9 protein-coding genes and 1 pseudogene are annotated in these 11,291 nt (G+C 71.5%); 9 read left to right on the top strand and 1 reads right to left on the bottom strand.

Features of this window, described 5'->3' with window-relative positions; genetic code table 11:
• The coding region (locus VF612_RS00445; RefSeq protein WP_408657875.1) for a RelA/SpoT family protein at positions 1-1,475 on the top strand (1,475 nt) is incomplete at its 5' end.
• A gap of 100 nt (positions 1,476-1,575) precedes the next feature.
• Here the strand turns inward: VF612_RS00445 and VF612_RS00440 are convergent.
• On the bottom strand, positions 1,576-2,472 hold the full coding sequence (locus VF612_RS00440; protein WP_408657874.1) for a peptidylprolyl isomerase: 897 nt from the start codon (positions 2,470-2,472) through the stop codon (positions 1,576-1,578).
• A gap of 191 nt (positions 2,473-2,663) precedes the next feature.
• On the opposite strand from VF612_RS00440, the gene VF612_RS00435 reads away from it, so the two are divergent.
• From VF612_RS00435 to VF612_RS00400, 8 genes and pseudogenes are all read left to right on the top strand, one after another.
• Positions 2,664-3,350, top strand: coding sequence for an MBL fold metallo-hydrolase (locus VF612_RS00435; protein WP_408657873.1), 687 nt, complete (start codon positions 2,664-2,666; stop codon positions 3,348-3,350).
• Positions 3,347-4,714, top strand: coding sequence for a histidine--tRNA ligase (gene hisS / locus VF612_RS00430; RefSeq protein ID WP_408657872.1), 1,368 nt, complete (start codon positions 3,347-3,349; stop codon positions 4,712-4,714). The genes VF612_RS00435 and hisS overlap by 4 nt, the downstream gene beginning before the upstream one ends.
• Positions 4,715-4,774: 60 nt before the next feature.
• Positions 4,775-6,571 carry an aspartate--tRNA ligase gene (gene aspS, locus VF612_RS00425; RefSeq protein WP_408657871.1) on the top strand — a complete coding sequence of 599 codons (1,797 nt, stop codon included), beginning with the start codon at positions 4,775-4,777 and terminating at the stop codon, positions 6,569-6,571.
• A gap of 28 nt (positions 6,572-6,599) precedes the next feature.
• A pseudogene (locus VF612_RS00420) lies at positions 6,600-7,871 on the top strand (adenosylmethionine--8-amino-7-oxononanoate transaminase); the annotation flags it as partial.
• A gap of 119 nt (positions 7,872-7,990) precedes the next feature.
• Positions 7,991-9,145, top strand: coding sequence for an 8-amino-7-oxononanoate synthase (locus tag VF612_RS00415; RefSeq protein WP_408657870.1), 1,155 nt, complete (start codon positions 7,991-7,993; stop codon positions 9,143-9,145).
• Positions 9,142-9,924 carry an ATP-dependent dethiobiotin synthetase BioD gene (gene bioD, locus VF612_RS00410; RefSeq protein WP_408657869.1) on the top strand — a complete coding sequence of 261 codons (783 nt, stop codon included), beginning with the start codon at positions 9,142-9,144 and terminating at the stop codon, positions 9,922-9,924. The genes VF612_RS00415 and bioD overlap by 4 nt, the downstream gene beginning before the upstream one ends.
• Positions 9,925-9,954: 30 nt before the next feature.
• The gene (bioB, locus tag VF612_RS00405) at positions 9,955-10,962 is read left to right on the top strand and encodes a biotin synthase BioB (RefSeq protein ID WP_408657868.1); all 1,008 of its coding nucleotides are present in this window, start codon (positions 9,955-9,957) and stop codon (positions 10,960-10,962) included.
• A 60-nt stretch (positions 10,963-11,022) separates the two neighbouring features.
• On the top strand, positions 11,023-11,286 hold the full coding sequence (locus VF612_RS00400) for a hypothetical protein (RefSeq protein WP_408657867.1): 264 nt from the start codon (positions 11,023-11,025) through the stop codon (positions 11,284-11,286).
• The last annotated feature ends 5 nt before the right edge of the window (positions 11,287-11,291 follow it).

Here is an 11,291-nt window from a genome sequence, read left to right as displayed (position 1 = left end):
CGATCTACCAGAAGATGATCGTGCGGGGCCGGGAGTTCACCGACATCTACGACCTGGTCGGCATCCGGGTCCTGGTCGACACCGAGCGCGACTGCTACGCCGCCCTCGGGGTGATCCACGCGAACTGGCAACCGGTGCCGGGCCGGTTCAAGGACTTCATCGCGATGCCGAAGTTCAACATGTACCAGTCGCTGCACACCACCGTGATCGGCCCGGGCGGCAAGCCGGTCGAGCTGCAGATCCGCACCCACGCGATGCACCGCACCGCCGAGTTCGGGATCGCGGCGCACTGGAAGTACAAGGAGGTCGGCACCGCCACGGCGACGCCGACCGCCGTCAGCGACGAGATGGTGTGGCTGCGCCAGCTGATGGACTGGCAGCGGGAGGCCCAGGAGCCGGGGGAGTTCCTCGACACGCTGCGCTTCGACCTCGGCACCGGCGAGGTCTACGTCTTCTCGCCCAAGGGCGACGTCTTCGGGTTGCCGGCCGGGTCCACGCCGGTCGACTTCGCCTACGCGGTGCACACCGATGTCGGGCACCGGTGCATCGGCGCCCGGGTGAACGGCAAGCTGGTGGCGCTGGAGACCAAGCTCGATCACGGCGACACGGTCGAGGTGTTCACCTCCAAGTCCGAGGCCGCGGGGCCGTCCCGGGACTGGCTGGCCTTCGTCGCCTCGCCCCGGGCCAAGACCAAGATCCGGCAGTGGTTCGCCAAGGAGCGCCGCGAGGACGCGGTGGAGGCCGGCAAGACCGCGCTGACCCGGGCGATGCGCAAGTCCTCGCTGCCGATGCAGCGGCTGCTGGGCGGTGACCAGCTGGTCACCATCGCCCGCGACATGCACCTGGCCGACGTGACGGCGCTCTACGTGGCCATCGGCGAGGGCCACGTCTCGGCCCAGTCGATCGTGCAGAAGCTGGTCGCCTCGCTCGGTGGCGTCGAGGGGGCCACCGAGGACCTGGCCGAGACCGCGATCCCGATGCAGACCACCAAGCCGACCACCACGCCGCGGCGGTCCGGTGGCGACGCGGGCGTGATGGTGTCGGGGATGAGCGACGTCTGGGTCAAGCTGGCCCGCTGCTGCACCCCGGTGCCCGGCGACGACATCCTCGGCTTCATCACCCGGGGCGGCGGGGTGTCGGTGCACCGGCGCAGCTGCACCAACGCCGGGTCGCTGGAGGAGCAGGCCGACCGGCTGGTCGATGTCGAGTGGGCGCCCTCGTCGGACTCGGTCTTCGTCGTCTCGATCCAGGTCGAGGCGCTGGACCGGCACCGGTTGCTCTCCGACGTCTCCCGGGTGCTGTCGGACGAGCGGGTGAACATCCTGTCCGCCTCGGTGACCACCAACCGCGACCGGGTGGCGGTGTCGCGGTTCACCTTCGAGCTGGCCGAGGCCAAGCACCTGGCGAACCTGCTGCGGACGGTGAAGAACGTCGAGGGCGTCTACGACGTCTACCGGGTGCACGCGGCCAACTGACCGCCGGAGCGGTTTTGGGATCGACCTGCTCAGCGAACGCCGGAATGACCTGCTCAGCGGACGCCGGAACGCGCGCTGAGCAGGTCAGTCGGCAGGCGGCTCAGCTCTTCAGCGTCACCGTCTTGAACCACAGCGGGACCTTCGGCTTGCCGCCGCCGGCCTGGTTAGAGCCGTCGTCGCCGCCGGTGGCGACCTTCTTCAGGATGTCCAGGCCGCCGGTGACGTGCCCGATCACGCTGTAGTTCTTGCCCAGCGAGCCGTTGCTGTCCTTGGTGATGAAGAAGAACTGGCTGCCGTTGGTGTTGGGCCCGGCATTGGCCATCGCCAGGGTGCCCTCGGTGTAGCTGACCTTGGTGAGGTTCTCGTCCTTGGTGGTGTAGGTCGGCCCGCCCGAGGTGGTGGCCGACGGGTCGCCGCACTGCACCACGAAGATCCCGGAGTTCACCGAGCGGGGGCAGGCGGTGTTGTCGTAGAACTTCTTGCTGATCAGGTACTTGATGCTCTGCACGTTGCAGGGCGCGGAGGCGCCGTCCAGGGTGACGGTGATGGCGCCCTGGTTGGTGGCGAACACCGCGGTGGAGTTCGCGGTCGGGGTGGGCTTGGGGTCCGGCGGCAGGCCGACGTCGAACAGGTTGCCGCTGGTCAGCTTCGTGGCGTCCTCGGCGTAGCCACAGGGGCCGTCGGTCTTCTTGGCGGCCCGGGCCGCGATCGGGCTGGGCTTGCGGCTCGGCAGCGACGGGCCCGACGCCGAGGGGGACGCTGAGGGCGACGCGCTGGAGGAGGGCGAGGTCGAGTTCGCCGGGTCGGCGGTGTTGTTCTTCTTCTCCTTGGAGAGCATCACCACGGTGACGATCACCACCGCGAACAGCACCAGGACGCCTGCCACCGTGCCGATCAGGTTGAGCTTGCGGCGGCGCAGTTCCCGCTGCTGCCGGCGGACCAACTGCCGTTCGAGGTGACGGCGGGCCTGATCGCGGCGCTGCTTGCTGTTCGGCACTGGTGGTCCTCCCGGTGGGGCGCAGCGTGTTCTGCGTCCGGTGTGACGGCGGCTGAGGGCGAATTGTAGAGAACCAGATCCGGTATCCGGCTGTGCACCCGCTCAGCGGCGTTGCCGGCCGTCGCCAGCCGCCGCCGGAACCTGCGTGGGTAGGCTTCCAGATCACTCGAGAAGATGCCGGAGAGCCAGCTGTGCTGATTGAGGGCTTCCCCGCCCAGGTCGCCGGGACGAACTGCTTCGTGGTCGCTCCCGGTCCGGGGGAACAGTGCGTGATCATCGACCCCGGCGTGGGGATCACCGGCCAGCTGGACGAGATCGTGACCGAGCACCGGCTGCACCCGGTGGCGGTGCTGCTCACCCACGGCCACCTCGACCACACCTTCTCGGTGCTGCCGGTCTGCCAGGCGCGCGACGTGCCGGCCTACATCCACCAGCAGGACCGCTCGGCGCTGGCCGATCCCTGGACGTTCCACGGGCTGCGGCCCGGCGAGCCGATCTTCGGCGCGTCCGGCCTGACCTTCGCCGAGCCCGAGGACGTCCGGGAGCTGGCCGATGACACCCGGATCGAGCTGGCCGGCCTGGAGCTGATCGTGCGGCACGCGCCCGGGCACACCCGCGGCTCGGTGGTCTTCACCTTGGACGTGACAGCCCTGGCCGCCGATCAACACAGCGACGTGCTGTTCTCCGGGGACGTGCTGTTCGCCGGCTCGATCGGCCGGGTGGACCTGCCCGGCGGGTCGATGGCGGACATGTCCCGGTCGCTGCAAACGGTGATCCTGCCGATGCGCGATGAAGTAATCGTTTGTCCCGGTCACGGCCCGCAGACCACCATAGGCCGCGAACGGATGACCAACCCCTTCCTGAGGAACCTGATGTGACTGTCGCCAAGCCGACCCCGCTGAGCGGGTTTCCGGAGCTGCTGCCCGCCGAGCGCTTCGTCGAGCTGCGGGTGCTCGACAGCTTGCGGGCCAGTTTCGAGCTGCACGGCTTCGCACCGGTCGAGACCCGCGCCGCGGAGCCCCTGGAGCAGCTGCTGCGCAAGGGCGAGATCGACAAGGAGGTCTACCTGCTGCGCCGCCTGCAGGCCGGCCAGCCGGATGCCGACTCCGATCCCGAGACCGACTCCTCGACGCTGGGACTGCACTTCGACCTCACGGTGCCGTTCGCCCGGTACGTGCTGGAGAACGCCGGCCGGCTGGAGTTCCCGTTCCGGCGGTACCAGATCCAGAAGGTCTGGCGCGGCGAACGGCCGCAGGAGGGCCGCTACCGCGAGTTCATCCAGGCCGACATCGACGTGGTGGCCCGCGACGTGCTGTCCTTCCACCACGATGTCGAGGTGGCCCGGGTGATGGCCGAGGCGCTGTCGGCGCTGCCGGTTCCGCCCCTCACCCTGCAGATCAACAACCGCAAGCTGATCGAGGGTTACTTCCGGGGCGTGGGGGCGCCGGATCCGGCCGCCGTGATGCGGGTGATCGACAAGATCGACAAGGTGCCGGCCGAGGTCATCCTGACCATGCTGGTGGACGAGGCGGGGCTCAGCGCCGAGCAGGCCGAGCGGTGCCTGGCGCTGGCCCAGATCCGGACGCCGGACTCCTCGTTCGCGGCCCGGGTCGCCGAGCTTGGGGTCAGTGACCCGCTGCTCGAGGAGGGTGTCGCCGAGCTCGTCGCGGTGATCGAGGGGTGCTCCGGGCTCGCCACCGAACGGTTCAGCGTGCTGGCCGACCTGCGCATCGCCCGTGGCCTGGACTACTACACCGGGACGGTGTTCGAGACCCGGATGACCGGCTTCGAGAGCCTGGGCTCGATCTGCTCCGGCGGCCGCTACGACTCCCTGGCCAGTGACGGGCGCACCAGCTACCCCGGCGTCGGCATCTCCCTCGGCGTCACCCGGATGCTGCTGCCGCTGTTCAGCCGCAAGAAGCTGACCGCCAGCCGCTCGGTGCCCTCGGCGGTGCTGGTCGCGCTGCCCGACGAGGAGTCCCGGGCCGTCAGCGACGCGGTCGCCGCCCAGCTGCGGGCCAACGGCATCGCCACCGAGGTGGCGCCGGCGGCCCAGCGGTACGGCAAGCAGATCCGCTACGCCGAACGCCGGGGCATCCCGTTCGTCTGGTTCCCCGCCGGGGCCGACTACCCGCACGAGGTCAAGGACATCCGGACCGGCGAGCAGCAGGTGGCCGATCCGGCGACCTGGTCGCCGCCGGCTGAGGATCTGCGTCCGCAGGTGGTGCGGCCCGAGGCCTGAGGCCCAGCCCACTGCAACCCCCGTGAAAGACTGGCTCCACCGAACTGAGAGGAACCTGCTGTGCTGCGCACGCATCAGGCCGGGACGCTGCGAGCGGCCCAGGCAGGCCAGACCGTCACGCTCACCGGGTGGGTGGCCAGCCGCCGCGACCACGGCGGCGTCGCGTTCCTGGACCTGCGCGATGCCTCGGGCATCGTCCAGGTGGTGCTGCGCGACGACGAGATCGCGCACAACCTGCGCAACGAGTGGTGCATCCAGGTCACCGGCACGGTCCGGCAGCGGCTGGAGGGACGGGTCAACCCCCACCTCGCCACCGGCGGGATCGAGGTGGTCGCCGAGAAGCTCGAGGTGCTCAGCGAGTCCGCCGTGCTGCCGTTCCAGATCGACGAGCACACCGAGGTCGGCGAGGAGGCCCGGCTGAAGTACCGCTACCTGGACCTGCGACGGCCCGCGCCCGCTGCCGCGATCCGGCTGCGGAGCAAGGTCAACCGGGCGGCCCGCGAGGTGCTCTACCGGCACGACTTCGTCGAGATCGAGACCCCGACGCTGACCCGTTCGACCCCCGAGGGCGCCCGGGACTTCCTGGTGCCGGCCCGGCTGCAGCCCGGCTCCTGGTACGCGCTGCCGCAGTCGCCGCAGCTGTTCAAGCAGCTGCTGATGGTGGCCGGCATGGAGCGCTACTTCCAGATCGCGCGCTGCTACCGCGACGAGGACTTCCGCGCCGACCGGCAGCCGGAGTTCACCCAGCTCGACATCGAGATGAGCTTCGTCGAGCAGGACGACGTGCTGGCCCTGGCCGAGGACGTGCTGCGCGCGCTGTGGGACCTGATCGGCTACCAGCTGCCGGCCGACATCCCGCGCTACACCTACACCGAGGTGATGGACCGCTACGGCTCCGACAAGCCCGATCTGCGGTTCGAGCTGGAGTTGACCGACTGCACCGGCTACTTCGCCGACACGCCGTTCCGGGTGTTCCAGGCGCCCTACGTCGGCGCCGTGGTGATGGCCGGCGGAGCCGCCCAGCCGCGCCGCCAGCTCGATGCCTGGCAGGAGTGGGCCAAGCAGCGCGGCGCCCGCGGCCTGGCCTACGTGCTGGTGGGGACCGACGGTGAGCTGACCGGCCCGGTCGCGAAGAACCTGTCGGAGTCCGAGCGGGCCGGGCTGGCCGAGTTCGTCGGCGCGCAGCCGGGGGACTGCGTGTTCTTCGCCGCAGGCGCCCGCAAGAGCACCCAGTCGCTGCTCGGCGCGGCCCGGCTGGAGATCGGCCGGCGCAACGGGCTGATCGACCAGAGCGCCTGGTCGTTCCTGTGGGTGGTGGACGCGCCGCTGTTCGAGCCGGCCTCCGAGGCGACCGCGAGCGGGGACGTCGCGGTCGGCTCCGGCGCCTGGACCGCGGTGCATCACGCGTTCACCAGCCCGAAGCGGGAGTTCCTCGACACCTTCGACGCCGACCCGGGCAGCGCGCTGGCCTACGCCTACGACATCGTCTGCAACGGCAACGAGATCGGCGGCGGCTCGATCCGTATCCACCGCCGCGACGTCCAGGAGCGGGTCTTCAAGATGATGGGCCTGGACGAGCAGCAGGCGCAGGAGAAGTTCGGCTTCCTGCTCGACGCCTTCGCCTACGGGGCGCCGCCGCACGGCGGGATCGCCTTCGGCTGGGACCGGATCTGCGCGCTGCTGTCGGGCACCGACTCGATCCGCGACGTGATCGCGTTCCCGAAGACCGGCGGCGGGTACGACCCGCTGACCGAGGCGCCGGCGCCGATCACCCCGGAGCAGCGCCGGGAAGCCGGTGTGGACGCGGCCCCGAAGGCGCCGGCCGCGACCGAGACGTTCCAGACCAAGGGTGAGTGACCCGGCTCGGTCGACGGGCGCTGTTCGGTTGGCTGACTCAGCGGAGCTGCTGGCCGCCGACCGGGCACACGTCTGGCACCCGTACGGGCCGATGCCGGGGCAGGCCGAGCCGTTGCTGGTGCGGTCGGCCTCCGGCGTCCGGCTGCGGCTGGACGACGGCCGGGAGCTGATCGACGGCATGTCCTCCTGGTGGGCGGCGATCCACGGCTACCGGCACCCGGTGCTGGACGCGGCAGCCCGGCAGCAGCTGGAGTCGATGAGCCATGTGATGTTCGGGGGCCTGACCCACCAGCCGGCCATCGAGCTGGCCCGCCGGCTGGTGGACATCACCGCCGAGCCGTTGCGGCACGTCTTCTTCGCCGACTCCGGGTCGGTGGCGGTCGAGGTGGCGGCCAAGATGGCGGTGCAGTTCTGGGCATCGGCGGGCCGTCCCGGCAAGCACCGGCTGATGACCTGGCGGGGTGGCTACCACGGCGACACCCTGCACCCGATGAGCGTTTGTGACCCGGTGGGCGGCATGCACTCGCTGTGGCAGCCGATGCTGCCGGCCCAGGTGTTCGTGGACGAGCCGCCGGCCGGGTTCGAGGCCGAGCCGGACCCGGACTACCTGCGGCAGTGGGAGCAGGCGCTGGCCGAGCACGCCGGCTCGGTGGCGGCGATCATCGTCGAGCCGGTCGTCCAGGGCGCCGGCGGCATGCGCTTGTCCAGCCCGGCCTACCTGCGCGCGCTGCGGGAGCTGGCCGACCGGCATTCGGTGCTGCTGATCTTCGACGAGATCGCGACCGGTTTCGGCCGTACCGGCGCGCTGTTCGCCGCCGACCATGCCGCAGTCGCCCCGGACATCTGCTGCCTGGGCAAGGCGATGACCGGTGGGTACCTGTCGATGGCGGCCACCCTGTGCACCAGCGCGGTGGCCGAGCAGCTCTCCCGCGGGCCGGCCTCGGGACTGGCGCACGGGCCGACGTTCATGGCCAACCCGCTGGCCGCCGCGATCTCGCTGGCCTCGATAGACCTGCTGCTGTCACAGGACTGGCAGGCCTCGGTCGCCCGGATCGAGGCCGGGCTGCGCCAGGGGCTGGCGCCGATCAGCGCGTTGCCGGGCGTGCGCGACGTCCGGGTGCTCGGCGCGATCGGGGTGGTGCAGCTGAGCGGCGACGTCGCGGTGCCGGCCGCCACCGCCGCGGCCGTCGAGCGCGGGGTCTGGCTGCGGCCGTTCCGGGACCTGATCTACACCATGCCGCCGTACCTGATCGATGATGAGGACCTGGCGGCGGTCTGCGCGGCGATGCAGGCCGCGGCGGCTGGTTCGGTTGCTGCTTCGGTGGCGGCTGGTTCGGTTGCTGGCTCGGTACCGGTGGGCGCTCGCGGGGCACAGCCGGCGCGGCCGGCCGGCGACGGGCTGACGTAGCGTTGGCGCCCGTGTCGCTCACCGCACCCGATCGCAGCCGCTGGCCGGATCCGCTGGCCTGGCTGGCTGCCGCCGCCGCTGACCGGGCGGCAGCCGGGCTGCACCGGACGTTGCGGCCGCGGTCTCCGGAGCGGGGCGGCCAGCTCGATCTGGCGTCCAACGACTACCTCGGCCTGGCCCGCGACGACCGGGTGCTGGCCGCGGCAGCCGCGGCGCTGGCCCGCTGGGGCGCCGGCGCGACCGGCTCCCGGCTGGTCACCGGCACCACCGAGCTGCACGCCGAGCTGGAGCAGGCGCTGGCCGGCCTGGTCGGAACGCCGGCCGCCCTGGTGTTCTCCTCCGGCTACCTGGCCAATCTCGGCGCGGTGACCGCGCTGTCGGGCCCGGACTGCCTGATCGTCTCCGATGCCGGCAACCATGCGTCCCTGGTGGACGCCTGCCGGTTGAGCCGGTCCCCGGTGACGGTGGTCGAGCACGGCGATCTCGACGCCGCGGCCCGCGCGCTGGCGCAGCGCAGCCAACCCCGCGCGATGGTGGTGCTCGATGCCGTCAACTCCGCCGCGGGCGACCTGCTGCCGCTGGCGGACTGGCATGCCCTGGCCGCCCGGTTCGCCGCGCTGCTGGTGATCGACGACGCGCACGGTCTGGGCGTCCGGGGAGCAGGCCGGGGCTCGGTGGCCGAAGCGGGGCTGGCCGCCGAGCCGGACGTCATCACCACCATCACCCTGTCCAAGGCGCTCGGCTCCCAGGGCGGCGCGGTGCTCGGCAGCCGGGCGGTGATCGGCCAGCTGATCGACCGGGCCAGGTCGTTCCTCTTCGACACCGGGCTCAACCCGGCCGCGGCAGGCGCGGCGCTGGCCGCGGTGCGGATCATCGAATCCGAACCCGGGCTGGCTGGCAGGGCACGGGCCAGGGCCGGCCAGCTCGCCCGGATCTGCGGCGTGCCGGCCACCGACGGGGCGGTGGTGCCGGTTCTCATCGGCGAGGCCGCGGCGGCGTTCGAGCGCTCGGTCGCCCTGCGCGAGCGGGGCATCGAGGTGGGCTGCTTCCGGCCGCCGTCGGTGCCTGCCGGGACGGCCCGGTTGCGGCTGACCGCGCGAGCCGACCTGACCGACGCGGACCTGGAACGGTTTTGTCAGACCTGGCAGGCAGTGTCGCCGTCATGAACATCGTCGTGGTCACCGGCACCGGAACCGGGGTGGGCAAGACCGTCGTGACAGCCGCCCTGGCGGCCTGCGCACTGCGGGCCGGGCAGCGGGTGGCGGTGGTCAAGCCGGTGCAGACCGGGGTGGCGCCCGGCGAGGCCGGTGATCTCGCCGAGGTGCAACGGCTGACCGGCCTCACCGATCTGCACGAGTACGCGCGCTACTCCGAGCCGCTGGCGCCGGCCACGGCGGCTCGCCGGCTGGGTGAGAGCGGGCCGGACCTGGACGAGCTGGCCGGCCGGATCGCCGGGCTGGCCGACCGGAACCTGGTTCTCATCGAGGGCGCCGGTGGAGCGCTGGTCCGGTTCAACGACCGCGACGAGGGCATCTGCGAGCTGGTCGTCGCCCTGCAGGAGCTGGTGCGTTCCCCCTATGCCGACGTGCGGACTCCACGGTTCGAGGTGGTGCTGGTGACCGGCGCGAGCCTGGGCTGCCTGCACGATGCCGCCGCCGCGGCCAAGGCGCTCGAGGAGTGGGGTTTGGGGCCACAGCATCTGGTGGTCGGCGACTGGCAGGCCGGAGCGGGACTCGCCGAGCGCTGCAACCTGCAGGACCTGCCGTCCTACGGAGGCGCTCCGGTGCGGGGCGTGATTCCACACGGAGCCGGGCGGTTGATGCCGGCGGCGTTCGCCGAGGTCGCCCTGCGATCGCTGACGCCGGCGCTCGGTGGCAACTTCGATGCGGCTGACTTCGTCCGTCGCCATGCCGCGCCAGAACCGATGAGAGCGAACAGTCGATGAGAGCGAACAGCCGATGAGAGTGAGCAGCCGATGACCATGATCGAGACCTCCGTGCTGAGCCGGGCCCGCCGTCAGGTGCTGGAAGGCGGAATCGGCCTGGCCGAGGAGGAGCTGATCGAGGTGCTGCGGCTGCCCGACGATCAGCTGGAGCCGCTGCTCGCCCTGGCCCACGAGGTGCGGATGCGCTGGTGCGGGCCGGAGGTCGAGGTGGAGGGCATCATCAGCCTCAAGACCGGGGGCTGCCCCGAGGACTGCCACTTCTGCTCGCAGTCAGGCCAGTTCTCCTCGCCGGTCCGCTCCGCGTGGCTGGACGTCCCCAGTCTGGTGGAGGCGGCCAAGCAGACCGCCAAGACCGGCGCCACCGAGTTCTGCATCGTGGCGGCGGTGCGCGGGCCCGACCAGCGGCTGATGAGCCAGGTGGCCGAGGGCGTCAAGGCAATCCGTGCCGAGGTGGACATCCAGATCGCCTGCTCGCTGGGCATGCTCACCCAGGCCCAGGTCGACCAGCTAGTGGCGATCGGGGTGCACCGCTACAACCACAACCTGGAGACGGCCCGCTCGTACTTCGACCAGGTGGTGACCACCCACACCTGGCAGGAGCGGGCCCAGACGCTGCGGATGGTGGCCGATGCGGGCATGGAGGTGTGCTGCGGCGGCATCATCGGGATGGGCGAGAGCCTCGAGCAGCGCGCGGAGTTCGCGGTGCAGCTGGCTGAGCTGCGGCCGGACGAGGTGCCGATGAACTTCCTCAACCCGCGGCCGGGCACCCCGTTCGCCGACCTGCCGGTGCTGGACGGCAAGGACGCGCTGCGGACCATCGCGGCCTTCCGGTTGGCGATGCCGCGCGCCATCCTGCGGTTCGCGGGCGGGCGCGAGCTGACGTTGGGGGATCTTGGCGCCCGGCAGGGGATGCTCGGCGGCATCAACGCGGTCATCGTGGGCAACTACCTGACCACGCTGGGACGGCCCGCCGAGTCCGACATCGAGCTGCTGGCGGAGCTGCAGATGCCGATCAAGGCGCTGTCGGCGACGTTGTAGCGCAGTGGGACGTTCTAGCGCAGTGGGGCGTTGTAGCGCAGTGGACGGATAGCGCAGCAGATGGCGGACACCGAGCCGTATTGCGGCCAGTGCGGCAAGCCGTTCGACGACGTGCCTGTCGAGGGTGGGCGGGCTGGCGCTGCTTCGGCCGATGGCCAGCCTTCGGGCGACGCTCCGGCCGGGGGCGGGCATCCCGCGTGCATGATTCGCGCCGCGCTGGAGCCGCCGCGCTTCTGCCCTCAGTGCGCCCGCCGGATGGTGGTCCAGGTCGAGCCGATGGGCTGGCGGGCGGTGTGTTCCCGGCACGGCGAGCGGCGTGGCTGAGCCCC

Origin of the sequence: Jatrophihabitans sp. (assembly GCF_036388195.1) — a bacterium.
Taxonomy (GTDB): domain Bacteria; phylum Actinomycetota; class Actinomycetes; order Mycobacteriales; family Jatrophihabitantaceae; genus Jatrophihabitans_A.
Note: the sequence above shows the minus strand (reverse complement) of the source record. Positions and strands in the feature narration are given on the sequence as shown.

What these genes read in the sequence shown, in the direction of transcription:
- bioD (WP_408657869.1), top strand. Translation starts at nt 9,142, where the DNA reads ATGAACATCGTCGTGGTCACCGGCACCGGAACCGGGGTGGGCAAGACC.
- bioB (WP_408657868.1), top strand. Translation starts at nt 9,955, where the DNA reads ATGACCATGATCGAGACCTCCGTGCTGAGCCGGGCCCGCCGTCAGGTG.
- VF612_RS00400 (WP_408657867.1), top strand. Translation starts at nt 11,023, where the DNA reads ATGGCGGACACCGAGCCGTATTGCGGCCAGTGCGGCAAGCCGTTCGAC.